This window comes from Streptomyces sp. CA-251247 (assembly GCF_050952975.1).
Classification (GTDB): domain Bacteria; phylum Actinomycetota; class Actinomycetes; order Streptomycetales; family Streptomycetaceae; genus Streptomyces; species Streptomyces achmelvichensis.
In genome coordinates this window covers 3789028-3804634 of record NZ_CP191861.1, presented here as the reverse complement: position 1 = coordinate 3804634, position 15607 = coordinate 3789028, and the positions used below count along the sequence as shown (strand labels likewise).

The 15607-nt window shown below is 69.9% G+C and carries 15 protein-coding genes, 1 tRNA gene and 1 pseudogene; 9 read left to right on the top strand and 8 right to left on the bottom strand.

Features of this window, described 5'->3' with window-relative positions; translation table 11 throughout:
- Positions 1 to 98 precede the first annotated feature (98 nt).
- Positions 99 to 776: a phosphate signaling complex protein PhoU gene (gene phoU / locus ACQPWZ_RS16605; RefSeq protein ID WP_313945580.1), complete on the bottom strand. Its 678-nt coding sequence runs from the start codon at positions 774 to 776 to the stop codon at positions 99 to 101.
- 208 nt (positions 777 to 984) lie between these two features.
- Here phoU and ACQPWZ_RS16600 point away from each other — a divergent pair, with 208 nt between their 5' ends.
- Positions 985 to 2274: a sensor histidine kinase gene (locus ACQPWZ_RS16600; protein ID WP_340473846.1), complete on the top strand. Its 1290-nt coding sequence runs from the start codon at positions 985 to 987 to the stop codon at positions 2272 to 2274.
- Positions 2271 to 2951, top strand: a complete 681-nt coding sequence (locus tag ACQPWZ_RS16595) for a response regulator transcription factor (protein ID WP_142217884.1) — start codon at positions 2271 to 2273, stop codon at positions 2949 to 2951. Before ACQPWZ_RS16600 ends, ACQPWZ_RS16595 begins: the two co-directional genes overlap by 4 nt.
- 101 nt (positions 2952 to 3052) lie before the next feature.
- Here the strand turns inward: ACQPWZ_RS16595 and ACQPWZ_RS16590 are convergent, their stop codons facing one another.
- Entirely contained in the window at positions 3053 to 3808 is a 756-nt protein-coding gene (locus ACQPWZ_RS16590; RefSeq protein WP_340473845.1) for a DUF461 domain-containing protein, read from the bottom strand.
- Between the two features lie 615 nt (positions 3809 to 4423).
- On the opposite strand from ACQPWZ_RS16590, the gene ACQPWZ_RS16585 reads away from it, so the two are divergent.
- The 6 genes from ACQPWZ_RS16585 (at position 4424) to ACQPWZ_RS16560 (ending at position 10808) form a co-directional block, all read left to right on the top strand.
- Complete coding sequence (locus ACQPWZ_RS16585; RefSeq protein WP_003953493.1) at positions 4424 to 4906, top strand: CarD family transcriptional regulator; 483 nt, start codon at positions 4424 to 4426, stop codon at positions 4904 to 4906.
- A gap of 282 nt (positions 4907 to 5188) precedes the next feature.
- Positions 5189 to 5935, top strand: coding sequence for a 2-C-methyl-D-erythritol 4-phosphate cytidylyltransferase (ispD, locus tag ACQPWZ_RS16580; RefSeq protein ID WP_433571729.1), 747 nt, complete (start codon positions 5189 to 5191; stop codon positions 5933 to 5935).
- Positions 5922 to 6440 carry a 2-C-methyl-D-erythritol 2,4-cyclodiphosphate synthase gene (gene ispF, locus ACQPWZ_RS16575; protein ID WP_356703974.1) on the top strand — a complete coding sequence of 173 codons (519 nt, stop codon included), beginning with the start codon at positions 5922 to 5924 and terminating at the stop codon, positions 6438 to 6440. The genes ispD and ispF overlap by 14 nt, the downstream gene beginning before the upstream one ends.
- A 199-nt stretch (positions 6441 to 6639) precedes the next feature.
- Positions 6640 to 8040, top strand: coding sequence for a cysteine--tRNA ligase (cysS, locus tag ACQPWZ_RS16570; protein ID WP_340473842.1), 1401 nt, complete (start codon positions 6640 to 6642; stop codon positions 8038 to 8040).
- A 94-nt stretch (positions 8041 to 8134) separates the two neighbouring features.
- Entirely contained in the window at positions 8135 to 9088 is a 954-nt protein-coding gene (rlmB, locus tag ACQPWZ_RS16565; protein WP_433571728.1) for a 23S rRNA (guanosine(2251)-2'-O)-methyltransferase RlmB, read from the top strand.
- Between the two features lie 169 nt (positions 9089 to 9257).
- Positions 9258 to 10808: a DoxX family membrane protein gene (locus tag ACQPWZ_RS16560; RefSeq protein ID WP_433571727.1), complete on the top strand. Its 1551-nt coding sequence runs from the start codon at positions 9258 to 9260 to the stop codon at positions 10806 to 10808.
- Positions 10809 to 11011: 203 nt separating this feature from the next.
- Here ACQPWZ_RS16560 and ACQPWZ_RS16555 read toward each other — a convergent pair whose 3' ends face one another.
- The 6 genes and pseudogenes from ACQPWZ_RS16555 to ACQPWZ_RS16530 all read right to left on the bottom strand — a co-directional run.
- Complete coding sequence (locus tag ACQPWZ_RS16555; RefSeq protein WP_313945588.1) at positions 11012 to 11734, bottom strand: nucleotidyltransferase family protein; 723 nt, start codon at positions 11732 to 11734, stop codon at positions 11012 to 11014.
- Between the two features lie 57 nt (positions 11735 to 11791).
- Positions 11792 to 12214, bottom strand: a complete 423-nt coding sequence (locus ACQPWZ_RS16550) for a hypothetical protein (RefSeq protein WP_356703971.1) — start codon at positions 12212 to 12214, stop codon at positions 11792 to 11794.
- Between the two features lie 198 nt (positions 12215 to 12412).
- Positions 12413 to 13549 (bottom strand): ABC transporter ATP-binding protein, encoded by a 1137-nt coding sequence (locus tag ACQPWZ_RS16545; protein WP_356703970.1) that lies wholly within the window; start codon positions 13547 to 13549, stop codon positions 12413 to 12415.
- Positions 13550 to 13914: 365 nt separating this feature from the next.
- Entirely contained in the window at positions 13915 to 14103 is a 189-nt protein-coding gene (locus ACQPWZ_RS16540; RefSeq protein WP_433571726.1) for a zinc ribbon domain-containing protein, read from the bottom strand.
- Positions 14051 to 15100, bottom strand: a complete 1050-nt coding sequence (locus ACQPWZ_RS16535; RefSeq protein WP_433571725.1) for an RNA-guided endonuclease InsQ/TnpB family protein — start codon at positions 15098 to 15100, stop codon at positions 14051 to 14053. The genes ACQPWZ_RS16540 and ACQPWZ_RS16535 overlap by 53 nt, the downstream gene beginning before the upstream one ends.
- Positions 15099 to 15317: pseudogene (locus ACQPWZ_RS16530) on the bottom strand (helix-turn-helix domain-containing protein); the annotation flags it as partial. The gene ACQPWZ_RS16535 and the pseudogene ACQPWZ_RS16530, both read right to left, overlap by 2 nt.
- A 153-nt stretch (positions 15318 to 15470) precedes the next feature.
- On the opposite strand from ACQPWZ_RS16530, the gene ACQPWZ_RS16525 reads away from it, so the two are divergent.
- Positions 15471 to 15543: transfer RNA gene (locus ACQPWZ_RS16525), tRNA-Thr, on the top strand.
- The last annotated feature ends 64 nt before the right edge of the window (positions 15544 to 15607 follow it).

Sequence of the window (15607 nt, the reverse complement as noted above, 5' to 3'; positions counted from 1 at the left end):
CCTCCTCAAGGGCGTACGAGATGTGCCGCCTCTGCCCATGTCATTCCCTCCGGGGCAGGCGCATCAACAGCGCGCGGAGGCACAATCGCCCCCGGCGACTACGCGCCGTCGACCTGCGTCGGCTGCTGGAGCTCGTCCGCGTGCTCGCCCGTGACCAGGTACACGACACGCTTGGCCACCGACACCGCGTGGTCCGCGAAGCGCTCGTAGTAGCGGCCGAGCAGCGTCACGTCCACCGCCGTCTCGATGCCGTGCTTCCAGCGGTCGTCGATCAGGTGCTGGAACAGCGTGCGGTGCAGCAGGTCCATCTCGTCGTCGTCCGTCTCCAGCTGAAGCGCCAGGTCGACGTCCTTCGTGATGATGACCTCGGCCGCCTTCGCCATCAGGCGCTGCGCCAGCTGACCCATCTCCAGGATGGTCGCCTGAAGGTCCTGCGGCACCGCGGTCTCCGGGAAACGCAGCCGGGCCAGCTTGGCCACGTGCTGGGCCAGGTCGCCGGAGCGCTCCAGGTCGGCGCTCATCCGCAGGGAGGTCACGACGATCCGCAGATCCGTGGCGACGGGCTGCTGGCGCGCCAGCAGCGCGATCGCCCGCGCCTCCAGGTCGTGCTGCAGGTCGTCGACCTTCTGGTCGGCGGCGATCACACTCTCGGCAAGCTTCAGATCGGCGTCGAGCATCGCCGTCGTGGCGCGCCCGATCGCCGACCCGACCAGCCGGGCCATCTCGACCAGGCCCTCGCCGATCGAGTCCAGTTCCTCGTGGTACGCGTCCCGCATGGGATGTCCCTCTCTCAATCTGACCGGGGTCCGGAGTGGTACGGGGGTGTCTCGGACCCCCACGCTCCCACGTTCTGTCCGGAACGCGTCCGGCTCCTCCCTCGGAAGTGAACCGGCCCCATCCCCTCGGTGAACTCTGAGCGACGAGTGTTCGAGGTGCCACCCGTTTGGCTGGGAGCATGCTCGTGACCACGCCTAACCTGGAGGCATGGACGTGAACGCGGCGGTTGCCGCAGCGGCAGCGATCGCCGGGTTGTGCACCGGCGTCATCGCCATGCTGGCGTTCCGCTGGAGCGAACGCGACCAGGCGAGACCCACCCGCACCTCTCTGCACACCGACGCCGCGCTGCCGCCCGGCGTCGACACGGTCCTTTCCGTACTCCGCTCCTCCGCGGTCGTCCTCGACGAGAGCGACGCCGTGGTCAAGGCCAGCTCCGCCGCGTACGCCCTCGGCCTGGTCCGGGGCGGCAAGCTCGCGGTCGAGCCGATGCTGCACATGGCACGCGACACCCGGCGTGACGGGGAGATACGGCAGGTCGAACTGGACCTGCCCCGCCGCGGCACCGGCCGCGGCGAAGCCCTCGCCGTCTCCGCCCGCGTCGCACCGCTCGGCTCCCGCCTCGTCCTCCTGCTGGTGGAGGACCTCACCGAGGCCCGCCGTATCGAAGCGGTACGACGTGACTTCGTCGCCAACGTCAGCCACGAGCTCAAGACCCCCGTCGGCGCGCTCTCCCTGCTCTCCGAGGCGGTCATGGACGCCTCCGACGACCCCGAGGCGGTCACCCGCTTCGCCGGCCGCATGCAGATCGAGGCGACCCGGCTCACCAACCTCGTACAGGAACTCATCGACCTCTCCCGGGTGCAGAACGACGACCCGCTGGAAGACGCCGAGCCCGTACGCGTGGACGAACTGGTCGCCGAGGCCATCGACCGCTCCCGGCACCCCGCGTCCACCAAACAGATCACCATGGCCGTCGGCGGGACCACCGCGCCCGGTGCCGAGGGAGCCGGCGACCTGCACATCTGGGGCAACCGGGGCCAGCTCGCCGCCGCGCTCGGCAATCTCGTCGAGAACGCCGTCAACTACTCCCCGGCCCGCACCCGCGTCGGCATCTCCGCCCGCCGCATCACCGCGCCCGGCGGCGACCTCATCGAGATCGCCGTCACCGACCAGGGCATCGGGATCTCCGAGAAGGACCGCGAAAGGGTCTTCGAACGCTTCTACCGCGTCGACCCCGCCCGGTCCCGGGCCACCGGAGGCACCGGCCTCGGACTGGCCATCGTCAAACACGTGGCCGCCTCGCACGGCGGGGAGGTCACCGTGTGGAGTTCCGAGGGACAAGGCTCCACGTTCACCCTGCGGCTACCGGAAGCGGGAGCCGTGCGGGACCGTTCATCCACCGGACCGGATCGCGTCGACGAGGACGACGACCGGCCCTTCGACAGCGAACCCTCAGACCAGAACACCGTGATCCCTGCCCCGGAGGTCCTTCCGTGACCCGAGTGCTCGTCGTCGAGGATGAGGAATCATTCAGCGACGCCCTGTCCTACATGCTCCGCAAAGAGGGCTTCGAGGTCGCCATCGCGACCACGGGCCCCGAGGGGCTCGACGAGTTCGAGCGCAACGGCGCCGACCTCGTCCTGCTCGATCTGATGCTGCCCGGACTGCCGGGCACCGAGGTGTGCCGTCAGCTGCGCGGCCGCTCCAACGTCCCGGTCATCATGGTGACCGCCAAGGACAGTGAGATCGACAAGGTCGTCGGCCTCGAAATAGGAGCCGACGACTACGTCACCAAGCCCTTCTCCTCGCGGGAGCTGGTCGCCCGTATCCGTGCGGTGCTGCGCCGCCGCGGCGAGCCGGAGGAGGTCACCCCGGCAGCCCTGGAGGCAGGCCCGGTCCGGATGGACGTGGACCGCCATGTCGTCACGGTCTCCGGCGGCAAGGTCGACCTCCCGCTGAAGGAGTTCGACCTGCTGGAGATGCTGCTGCGCAACGCGGGCCGCGTGCTGACCCGTATGCAGCTGATCGACCGGGTGTGGGGCGCGGACTACGTCGGCGACACCAAGACGCTGGACGTCCACGTCAAGCGCCTGCGCGCCAAGATCGAGCCGGACCCGGGTGCGCCGCGCTATCTGGTGACGGTCCGCGGCCTGGGCTACAAGTTCGAGCCGTAGACCGGCCCGGCCGGAGGGATTCCCCACTGAACGGCCGTTCCCGGGGCAACGACATGAGGGCGCCCCGCCGGAGTCCCGGCGGGGCGCCCTCATGTCCGCTGTCAGTGCTCCGCGTCGCCCTCGTTCGAGGCGGAGGAGGCGTCCGAGGGAGTACCCGGGTCGCCCGACTCGCCGTTGCCCGGCTCGTCCGACGCTCCGGCCTCGCCCTCCGCCGGCTCCGAGGTGCCGTCCGACGGCTCGCTCCCGTGCTCGCCCTCCGGCGCGCCCGGGCTCTTCGACGGCTCGGCCGGGGGCGTCTGCACCGGCGGCTTGGGCAGGACGCTCGGGCCGAAGCCCTGGTAGTAGCCCGCGGCCGGGTGGACGAACGCCTGGAGCTTCACGTCGCCGGTCTCGCTGAAGCGGACGACGACATCCTGCACCCCGCCGATGTTCTTCGTCAGCTCACGGCCGTTCTCGAGCACCGCGGACGCGTTGCCCTTGCCGCCGACGATGATCGAGCCCAGCGCCGGGACGGTGACCGGGCCCGTGCCCTGGGCCGGGGACAGCTTCACGGTGCCGTTGACGCCCGGCAGCGTGACCGCGTCGATCGTCTGCGGCTCGGAGTCCTCGTTGAAGATCGTCGCGGAGAAGGTCGCGGGACCGTCGGTGTCGCTCTGCGGCTGGGTGATGACCACCGCGTTCTGGATCTTGATCGCGTCGACCGAGACCTCGGCGTTGTCGGGCCTGACACCGAGCGTCTGGGCGTTCTCGCCCGCGCTGCAGGCGCCGAGCGCGAGGACGGAGAACGCGACGGCGGTGACGGCGAGGGCGCCGCGTCGAAGGCGGGCGCCCCCGGACGGAGTTTGGGGGAGGCTCACGGCGGCGGCATCTCCTTGAACGTTCGGACTGGCTACGGACGGGCCCCCGGCGCCCGGAGGCCTCGGGGAAGGTCGAACCGGCGCAATACCGGCCGGGGCCGCGTCAGTTCGCCGACAGATTACCGAGCCACCGCTCCCGCCCCGCACCCGACCCGCCCCTTCACCCGCGACGCGCCGCCCGGGTCCCGGCACAGATCCCTGCCGGGCCACGTCCGATGATGCGCATTCGAACGCTGTTCACATATCCGCGATGATCCATTTCCCGGCCCGTCCGCATTCCCCGCGAATAGCTCCGGTGATCAATTCCGGATTCCCGGCAGCATGCCTCCGTACGGGTGACCGACCGCCGAACGGAGTACGGGAAGTTCACCACTGGAAACCCGGCAAATCGGGACGTTCATCCACGCGCGGGGGTCCTGCGCGGTGTGTGACGTGTGCGTTTCTGTCCGCCTGTGCAGCCGCTCCGACCTGCGAATACCTCGTTCCGCAGACCGCCCGCAGCACGTCCACGTTGCAGTTGTCAAGCCCCGAGATATGCCCTGACCTGCGAAAACGCCATTCAGAAGAAGCCGTATCCGTGTTACCCTGGATAGCCACGGAAGGGGTACCTGTCACATGACGTTCAAGGTTGGCGACACCGTGGTCTATCCCCATCACGGGGCCGCGCTGATCGAGGCCATCGAAACTCGCCAGATCAAAGGCGTGGACAAGACCTACTTGGTGCTCAAGGTCGCTCAGGGCGACCTGACGGTGCGCGTGCCGGCGGACAATGCGGAGTTCGTCGGGGTACGCGATGTGGTCGGGCAGGACGGGCTGGACCGGGTCTTCGAGGTGCTGCGCGCGCCGTACGCCGAAGAGCCGACGAACTGGTCCCGTCGCTACAAGGCAAATCTCGAGAAGCTCGCCTCCGGCGATGTCATCAAGGTCGCCGAAGTAGTGCGCGACCTGTGGCGTCGTGAGCGTGAGCGTGGTCTTTCCGCAGGTGAGAAGCGGATGCTCGCCAAGGCTCGCCAGATCCTGGTGAGCGAGCTCGCGCTTGCGGAGAACACCAACGAAGACAAGGCCGAGGCTCTGCTCGACGAGGTCCTCGCGTCCTGACGCAGCTGCGCCGGATGCAAAAGCTGCTATCCACATAGTGCCGCGGTGCCCGCTGACAAGCTGTGACTACAGTTCTGTCGCCGGGCGCTGCGGCATGTTCGTCTCGCGTTCACAGCGGTACCCCACCCTGTGTGTGCCGGGCCCGGGCGGCTGGCGCAGACCGATGGTCACGGAAGGGTCCGGTCAAGGCGTCGCGCCCGGCACTCCCCCAACCTACGGTCGGGGGTACCCCCAGGCCATACCCATGTCGGCCGAGGAAACAAACCTGCCGGAGTGCAACCGATGTCTGACCAAACGCGTCCGTCCCGTACCGCAGCGGTGATCCCGGCCGCCGGCAAGGGCGTACGGCTCGGCCCCGGCGCTCCCAAGGCGCTCCGCACGCTGAGCGGCACGCCCATGCTCGTCCACGCCGTACGGGCCATGGCCGCCTCCCGCGCCGTGTCCCTCGTCGTGGTCGTCGCCCCGCCCGACGACGTCGCCGGGGTGAAGAACGTCCTCGCCGAACACGCGATGTCCGACCGCACCGAGGTCCTCGTGGTCGCAGGCGGCGACACCCGCCAGGAATCCGTACGGCTCGGCCTCGACGCCCTGCCCGAGGACATCGACATCGTCCTCGTCCACGACGCGGCGCGGCCCCTCGTGCCCGTCGACACCGTCGACGGCGTCATCGAAGCCGTACGCGACGGAGCGCAGGCCGTCGTGCCCGCCCTCCCGCTCGCGGACACCGTCAATGAAGTCGGACCCGCCGAGAAGGGCGAGCCCGAACCGGTCGTCGCCACCCCCGAGCGGGCCCGGCTGCGCGCCGTGCAGACCCCGCAGGGCTTCGACCGGGACACCCTCGTCCGCGCCCACCACATCGTCCGGCCGGACGGCGAGGGCGCCACCGACTGCGCCGGCATGGTCGAGCGGCTCGGCGGCCCGGTCGTCGTCGTCCCCGGCCACGAAGAGGCCTTCAAGGTGACCCGCCCCCTGGACCTCGTCCTCGCCGAGGCCGTACTCGCCCGCAGGAGGGCCAATGACGGCTTCTAGCCACCCGCCCGTGCCGCTGATCGGCATCGGCACCGACGTCCACGCCTTCGAAGAGGGCCGCGAGCTGTGGTGCGCCGGCCTGCTGTGGGACGGCCCCGACGGCGGTCACGGCCTCGCCGGACACTCCGACGGCGACGTCGCCGCCCACGCCGCCTGTGACGCACTCTTCTCGGCCGCCGGTGTCGGCGACCTCGGCGCCCACTTCGGCACCTCCCGGCCCGAGTGGTCCGGCGCCTCGGGCGTCACCCTCCTCACCGAGGCGGCCCGGATCGTGCGCGCCGAGGGATTCGAGATCGGGAACGTCGCCATCCAGGTCATCGGCGTACGGCCCAAGATCGGCAAGCGCCGGGACGAGGCCCAGAAGGCCCTCGGTGCCGCGGTCGGCGCCCCGGTCTCCGTCTCCGGCACGACCACCGACGGCCTCGGCCTCACCGGCCGGGCCGAGGGCCTCGCCGCCATCGCCACGGCCCTGGTCTACCGGGCCCCGGCGCCCGCGTCCCCGTGAGCCTCGCCACCCCCGGGCCCGGCGGCCTCCCCGGATGTCGCCGGTACGGGTGAACCACCCGGCCGCGGCCCACTGCGACAAGGCGTCGGACAGGAGCGCGGACAAGGCGTCGTACAACACCTCGTACAAACGTCACGAACTTGTCCCCGCGGCCCGAAAGGGTCGCGGGGCACTGCCGTGGGCCCACTACCCTTGTTGCGTGACCATTCGCCTGTACGACACCAGCGCCCGGCAGATCCGTGACTTCTCCCCGCTCACACCGGGCTGTGTCTCGATCTACCTGTGTGGCGCGACCGTGCAGGCCGCCCCGCACATCGGGCACATCAGGTCGGGGCTGAACTTCGACATCATGCGCCGCTGGTTCGAGTACCGCGGCTACGACGTGACCTTCATCCGCAACGTGACCGACATCGACGACAAGATCATCACCAAGTCGTCCGAGCAGAACCGCCCCTGGTGGTCCATCGGTTACGAGAACGAGCGCGCCTTCAACGACGGCTACACCGCCCTCGGCTGCCTGCCGCCCACCTACGAGCCGCGCGCCACCGGCCACATCACCGAGATGGTCGAGATGATGCGCGGCCTCATCGAGCGCGGCCACGCCTACGAGGCCGAGGGCAACGTCTACTTCGACGTGAAGTCCTTCCCCGGCTATCTCGAACTGTCCAACCAGGACCTCGACGACCTGCGCCAGCCCTCCGGCGAGGGCGAGACCGGCAAGCGTGACCCCCGCGATTTCGCCATGTGGAAGTCCACCAAGCCCGGCGAGCCCAGCTGGGAGACCCCGTGGGGCCGCGGCCGTCCCGGCTGGCACCTCGAGTGCTCCGCCATGGCGCACAAGTACCTCGGCACCGCCTTCGACATCCACGGCGGCGGACTCGATCTGATCTTCCCGCACCACGAGAACGAGATCGCGCAGGCCAAGGCCTACGGGGACGAGTTCGCCAGGTACTGGGTGCACAACGCCTGGGTCACCATGAGCGGCGAGAAGATGTCCAAGTCGCTCGGCAATTCGGTGCTCGTCTCCGAGATGGTCAAGAACTGGCGCCCCATCGTCCTGCGCTACTACCTCGGCACCCCGCACTACCGCTCGATGATCGAGTACAGCGAGGAAGCACTGCGCGAGGCCGAGTCCGCCTTCGCCCGCATCGAGGGCTTCATCCAGCGCGTCACCGAGAAGGCCGGGGAAGCCGTCCCCGCCGCGGACGAGGTGCCGCCGGCGTTCGCCGAAGCCATGGACGACGACCTGGGCGTGCCCCAGGCGCTCGCCATCGTCCACACCACCGTCCGCCAGGGGAACTCCGCACTGGCGGCCGACGACAAGGAAGCCGCCGTCGCGCGCCTCGCCGAGGTCCGTGCCATGCTCGGCGTCCTCGGCCTGGACCCGCTCGACCCGCACTGGGCCGGCGAGACCGACCGCGGCGAAGACCTCCACGGCGCCGTCGACACCCTCGTACGCCTCGTGCTCCAGCAGCGCGAAGCGGCCCGGGCCCGCAAGGACTGGGGCACCGCCGACGCCATCCGCGACCAGCTCACCCAGTCCGGACTCGTCATCGAAGACGGTCCCGACGGGCCACGGTGGACCCTCGGCCCCCGTTGAGCACTCATGCAGATGTGCCGCCCGGCCCGCCGGGCGGCACACTTTCTTACATACGCACGCACGCAGACTTGAAGAAACAGGGAAACAGGTAGTCATGGCCGGGAACAGCCAGCGCAGGAACCGCCGCACGTCCAACAAGAAGGGCGCGCAGGTCGGCAGCGGTGGCCAGCGACGCCGCGGCCTCGAAGGCAAGGGCCCCACCCCGCCCGCGTCCGCCCGCAAGGGCCACAAGAAGAACCGCATCGCCACCGCCCAGGCCAAGAAGGCCGCCGGCCGGCGCCCCGTCGCCCGCCGCGGCGGCAAGGGCACCTCCGAGATGGTCGTCGGACGCAACCCCGTCTTCGAGGCCCTGCGCGACGGCGTCCCCGCCTCCACGCTCTACGTCCAGCAGTTCATCGACAACGACGAGCGCGTACGCGAGGCACTCCAGCTCGCCACCGGCCGCGGCAACATCAACATCATGGAAGCCCCGCGGCCCGAGCTCGACCGCATGACCAACGGGCTCAACCACCAGGGCCTCGTCCTCCAGGTCCCGCCCTACGAGTACGCGCACCCCGAGGACCTCGCGGCCGCCGCCTTCGACGACGGCGAGGACCCGCTCATCGTCGCCCTCGACGGCGTCACCGACCCGCGCAACCTCGGCGCCGTCGTCCGCTCCGTCGCCGCCTTCGGCGGCCACGGCGTCGTCGTCCCCGAGCGCCGCGCCGCCGGCATGACCGCCGGTGCCTGGAAGACCTCCGCCGGCACCGCGGCCCGCACCCCCGTCGCCCGCGCCACCAACCTCACCCGCGCCCTGGAGTCGTACCAGAAGGCCGGACTCACCATCGTCGGCCTCGCCGCCGACGGGGACCACGAGGTCGGCGACCTCGCGGAACTCGGCGGCCCGCTCGTCATCGTCGTCGGCAGCGAGGGCAAGGGCCTGTCCCGCCTCGTCGGCGAGACCTGCGACTTCCTCGTCCGCATCCCGATGCCCGGTGGCGCCGAATCGCTCAACGCCGGTGTCGCCGCCGGTGTCGTCCTCCACGAGGCCGCCAAGCGCCGCGCCTGACACCGCATTTCCGCGCTTCCGACGCGATAACCGGCCAATTCACCAGCCTTGACGGGTCTCGGACAGATAGGGCCCGTCACGGCAGTGTCCTAAGTCCACGTCACTCGGTTAGATGAGTGTGGACACCAGAACGCCCCGGCCCGGGTTCGATGATCAGCCTGCGCTGAGCATGGTCAAGGTTGACTGCGATCCCGCGCAGGTCATCGTGAACCACGCCAGCTTCCGGGTGCGGCTCGCCCAGAGCCCGCGCCCCGCACGTGCCCTCGCGGAGACCGCCCTCATTCCCGTCGTCGGCGCGGCCGGCCGGGTGGTGCGCAGGCGGGCGCCCGTCGTCTGGAGCGGCAAGTCGGCGCCCGGGGACGCCGGCGCCACCGGCCTGCTCCAGGCCGTACGCAACACCACCGCCGAGCGCGACGCCTACGAGAGCGACCGCTACGACACCGGCGCCACGCAGACCATCCCGCGCCTCGACCTCGCCGAGGACACCGAGCCGACCCGCGTCGTCCCGGCCCCCGGCGGCGGCGACCGGCCCCTCCTGCCGCCCATGCGGCAGGCGGTCGGCGCCTACGACGCGTACCACTCCTCCGGCCAGGAGCCGTACGAGGACGACGAGTTCGACCTCACCGAGAACGGCGACGACGACCGTCCGCAGCGCCACGGCGCCGACACCGTCCGGCACGCCTACTACCCCGGCCGCCGGATGAACCTCGGAGTGGTCCTGCTGCCGCTCCGCGTGTTCCTCGGCTTCATCTCCATCTACGCCGGCATGGGCAAACTGTGCGACCCCGTCTACTTCGACGGCGGCGAACGCGGCTCCATGGTGAAGTGGCTCAACTCCCTCCACCCGTGGGCCCTTGCCGAACCCCTGCGGGACTTCGCCCTCTCCCACCCCGTCGGCGCGGGCCTCACCGTCGCCTTCCTCCAGGTCGTCGTCGGCGTCCTCACCGTGCTCGGCCTCTGGCAGCGCGTCGCCGCGGTGATCGGCGTACTCCTGTCCGCCGCGCTGATCCTCACCGTCAGCTGGAAGACCGTCCCCGCCTACGACGCGCCGGACATCATCTACCTCGCCGCCTGGTCCCCGCTGATCATCGCGGGCGCCCCCGTGTACTCCATCGACGGACGCCTCGCGGGCGAGGCCTGGCGCAAACTCGGCCCCCGCTCCGAACTGTGGGAACTGCGGCAGCGTGTGCTGCGCCGCGGAGCGATCGTCGCCTCCGTGGTCGTGGGCCTCACCCTCCTCATCGGCTCCGTACTCGGCGGAGCCGTCCGCTCCACCGACATGGTCACCGTCCCCGGCCCCAACCAGGACCCGACCAACCACCGCCCCGGCTCCCCGCTGGAGCAGGAGCCGACCAGCGGACGCAGCTCCTCGGGCCCGTCCGGTGACACCGACAGGCCCACCCCGTCCGCGAGTCGCGCCCAGACCCCCGAGCAGGAGAAGTCGACGCCCTCGGAGGAGGCCGTGCGCGACAGCGGACGCGTCGCCGAACGCCCCAGCGAGACGCAGGGAAGCAGCCAGGAACAGCCCGGCCGCTCCGAGCCGGCCGAGGAACCCCCGTCCGCCGGCTCGGGCCCCAGCTCCAGCGGTGGCAGCGGTGACGGCTCCGGCGGCGGTGACGGCGGCGGCGGTTCCTCCTCCGGCGGGAACTCCACAGGCTCGTCCGGCGGATCCGGCGGCGGTTCGGGCGGCGGACGCGTGATCGGCGGCCTGCTCGGCTGACCCGACGACGCACCACGACGAAGAGGCGGCCACCGGGAGTCCGGTGGCCGCCTCTTCGTCGTGTCCGGCCCTCGGAGGGTCCGGCATGGGTCCGGCCCGGCCCGCCGGGCTCTGTACGGCGCTGTACGGGCCCGTACGGCGCCTGCGGGGCGGTGTCGGGGGTTCGGGCGGGTTCGGGCGGGGAACTTGGGGAACGCGGCGCCTCAGCGGGCCTGCGCGGCAAGCTCCTTGGCCGCTTCCGTCAGATCCTTCGCCGTGTCGATGGCCCGCCAGTACGCGCCGTTCGGCAGCGGGAACCCCGCCAGACGCCTCTCCCGCGCCAGCCCCGGGAACGTGGTCCGCTCATGGTCGCCCCGGTCCGGCAGAAGCTCCGTGAAGGCGGAAGAGAACACGTACACACCGGCGTTGATCAGATACGGCGACGGCGGCGACTCGATGAAGTCGGTGATGTGACCGAACGCGTCGGTCTCGACCGCGCCCCACGGGATCCGGGGACGGGCCAGCGCGAGCGTCGCGAAGGCGTCACGCTCGGTGTGGAAGGCCGCCATGTCCCGCAGCGAGAAACGGGTCCAGATGTCACCGTTCGTCGCGTACCAGGGCTCGTCGGGGGCCGGGAGATGCCCGGCGGCGTACTTCAGTCCGCCGCCGCGGCCCAAGGGTTCGCTCTCGACGACCGTCGTCACCCGCAGCGGCAGGTCCGCGCCCTCCAGCCACTCCTGGAGAACCTCGGCGAGATGACCGCAGGAGACGACGGCGTCCGTCACGCCCTCCGAGGCCAGCCAGGCAAGCTGATGGCCGATGATCGGGGTCCCGGTGCCCGGGATCTCGACCATCGGCTTGGGGCGGTCGTCGGTGTACGGGCGCAGCCGCGAGCCCTGGCCGCCGGCCAGGACCACGGCCTGCGTCGGATACGTAGGCGTTTGCATGCCGTGAACGATATGCGGCGCAGGCGAAGGGAAGCGGCGCGGGCCGCGGCCGGCCGGTCAGCTCCCCTGCGTCTGCTGGGCGACGCCGGTGGCGAACGAGGTGTCGCAGACGGGCTGGGAGTAGGTCTGGGCGCGAGTCGGCCCGAACCGGTCCACGGCCGCGCGGCCGAGAGCCTTCGCGATCGACATGCAGTGCTTGGCGAGGGACGGACGCTCCTCCACCGCACGCTGGAGATGGGTCAGGGCGACGCTGGGGTCCTTCTCCTGGAGCTCGGCGAGGAGCTTGTCACGGAGGACATCCTGGGGCGCGCGTGACGTGGCGCGTACGGAGACGTTCTGGGAAGAGGCGGTGAGCATCTGCGACTCGCCGGAATGCCCGGCCCACGGCACGCTGGTGACCGCGAGGGTTCCGGAGAGCACCAGGACGACGGGCAGAACGAGAGCGAGAGTGCGGCCGATTCGGCGTGCTGTGTGGGTCACGCGAGCGAGCGTAGCGGTCAGTGATGATTTGGCGACATTTAGTCACTCGCCCGGGGGATGGTTCGACGAAGCTTTTCGAATCGGGTGTTGACGAGCGATGGTGAAATGCCCGATGTGTTGGGTTATTTGTCGACACGCAAAAACGGCCCCGCAGGAACTGCGGGGCCGTTTCAGCGAGTTGCGCGCGACGCCGGAGCGTCAGTTGCTCAGACGCTCGCCCGACGAGGTCGCGAAGACGTGAATCTCACCCGGACGCGGCACCACGTGCAGCTCCGCGCCCTTCTCCGGCACGGCACGGCCACCGACGCGGACCACGAGGTCCTTGTGCTGGCCGCCGACCTGGGCGGAGCCGTAGACGTAACCGTCGGCGCCCAGCTCCTCCACGACGTTCACGGAGACCGCGAGACCCGCGGGCGCGTCCTCGGAGTCCTTCGACAGCGACTTCGCCGCAGCGCCGTTGTGCTCGACAACGTCGAAGTGCTCCGGACGGACACCGACCGTCACCGTCGTGTCGCCGCGGTCCGCGGCGGCGGTCAGCGCCTCACGGGAGACCGGGACGACGCTGTTGCCGAACTTCACACCGCCGTCGGTGATCGGAACCTCGACGAGGTTCATCGCCGGCGAGCCGATGAAGCCGGCGACGAAGAGGTTCGCCGGCCGGTCGTACATGTTGCGCGGCGAGTCGACCTGCTGGAGCAGACCGTCCTTGAGGACCGCCACCCGGTCGCCCATCGTCATGGCCTCGACCTGGTCGTGCGTGACGTACACGGTCGTGATCCCGAGACGGCGCTGCAGACTCGCGATCTGCGTACGCGTCGACACACGGAGCTTGGCGTCGAGGTTCGACAGCGGCTCGTCCATGAGGAAGACCTGCGGCTCCCGCACGATGGCGCGCCCCATCGCCACACGCTGCCGCTGACCACCCGAGAGTGCCTTCGGCTTGCGGTCCAGGTACTCGCTGAGGTCGAGGATCTTCGCTGCTTCCTCGACCTTCTGGCGGATGGTGGACTTGTTGACGCCGGCGATCTTGAGCGCGAAGCCCATGTTGTCGGCGACGGTCATGTGCGGGTACAGCGCGTAGTTCTGGAACACCATGGCGATGTCCCGGTCCTTGGGCGGCAGGTGCGTGACGTCGCGGTCACCGATCCGGATGGACCCGGCGTTGACGTCCTCGAGCCCGGCGAGCATGCGCAGGGAGGTGGACTTGCCGCAGCCGGAGGGACCGACGAGGACGAGGAACTCGCCGTCCTGGGTCTCGATCTCGAGCTGGTCGACGGCGGGCTTCTCGGTACCCGGGTAGATCCGGGTCGCCTTGTCGAACGTGACAGTGGCCATGGTGAGGCTGCTCCTTCACCGGCAGGAACGTGCCGGACGATCCGTTGTAAGGGAGTGGTGTAGTCCAGCTGACGGGACTTGCCGTGACGCTACCTGGCGATGTGCGTTCTGTCAGTAGGAGCTGGGGGAGACTTTTTCGGCTCCGAAGACGAACCGGCCAGAGCGACGGACTTTTGGCCTCGCGCACGGCTGAGCAGAGCAGTTGCCTTGTGACGTACTGCCGCACCTCGGCGGCGCTTCCTGCTTCGACGCCCAGTGCCGGCCGGACGCGGCCTTCGAGGCCACCCCAGGACGGTCTTACGCGAGCTCCACAGGCATTCCGGCCGACAGCCCGTCGGTCCGTGACACGTACTGCCGGCGTATCTCTACGCAGCGAGGAGAACTTCGGGCAGTTCCGATGCCTTGATCACCGACGGTGTTGCCCTCCCCGGGGGCAATGCGGCGGCCACCAGCCAGTACAGCCGCATCCCCTCGTCCCGCAGATTCACGGCCGCGTTCTCGTCACGGCCGTGCACCGCGCCGCAGTCCGCGCAGGTCCACTCCCGTACGGACACGTCCCAGACGCGGTCCCTTGGTGTGGCACGACGAACATCGTCGCGTGGAGGGGAAGAAGCGGTCGACGATCACGAGGGTCCGGCCGTACCAAGCGCACTTGTAGCGCAGCCGGCGCAGCAGTTCGCCCCAAGCGGCATCCGTGATCGCCTGATTCAGTTTTGCCTTCCGCTGCCGGCCCTTGCCGACGGCAGGGCGCAGCAGGTTGGTGATCGGCAGGTCCTCCACCACGAGCACTTGGTTCTCGCGCACGAGGCGGGTGGTGAGCTGGTCGAGCATGTCCCTGCGCACATCGCTGATGAGGGCGTAGAGCTTGGCGATCTTCTTCCTGGCCTTCTCCCGGTTCTGTGACCCCTTCTTCTTGCGGTGCAGTTGTCTCTGGAGGCGGGCCAGTTCGGCGGCGTACTTCCTGAGCAGCCGAGGGTGCTCGACGCGCGTTCCGTCGTCGAGCGTCACCAGAGCGGCGAGGCCCAGATCGAGGCCGACCGCCTTCGGCTCGCCACTGCCGGGCAGGAACACCGGCGGCAGCGGCTCGATGCGTTCCTCGACGAGCACCGCCAGGAACCAGCGACCCGCCCTGTCCCGCGTCACGGTCAGCTTCAGCGGGACCTCGCCGTTCGGCAGCGGTCGTGACCAGCGGACGTCAAGAGGGGCCTTCTGCTTGGCCAACGTGATCATGCCGACTCCCGGATGATCGGGATCCTCGGCCCACCGGAAACTGGTGCGGACGTAGGTCGCCGAGTCCCGGGACCGCCGTTTCGTCTTCCGCTTCGGGTGCTTCGCCGTCCCTTTGAAGAACCGGGAGAAAGCACTCTCGAGATTCCGTAGGGCCTGCTGCAACACCGCTGACGAGACATCCTGCAGCCACGCCGTCTGCTCGGCCCTGCGCCACCCGGTCAGCGCCCGGCAGGTCTCCGCGAAGCCGACCCGACACCCGGTGCTTCTCCCAGGCCTCCGACCGGAGGGCGAGATCCTCGTTGTAGACCCACCGGCAGGCACCGAACGTCTGCTGGAGTTGCCCGGCCTGCTCCGCTGTCGGATAGAACCGGAAGCGGTAGACGCGCGACTGCGTCCCGCGTTCTGTGACCCGCTGCTTCAACGGTGTCGCCGGGCGGTCGTGGTGTTTCCGCCGACCGGCGATGCCCAGTGCCTCGCGCTTCACGTACTCGGCTTCCGCGCCGGTGACGCGGACCGGCTTTTCCCGTGATTCCCCCATGCCTCTTCCCCCCAGTCCGATCTTCGGAACGGCACACCAGTCCGTTCAACGAACGATTGGGCGAGTGGTTACGAAGGTCGAATCTTCTTGGCGGAGGGGTCCGAGCGCTGTGTAGAGTGGTGACGCTTCGTTGCGTGTTCGAGCGCGCACGATGCCGCCTTAGCTCAGTTGGAAGAGCTCTCCACTTGTAATGGAACGGTCGTCGGTTCGATTCCGACAGGCGGCTCAGACCACGCCAGTGCCCCGGACCGATGCGGTCCGGGGCACTGGTACGTTCCGGGCCTTTCCGG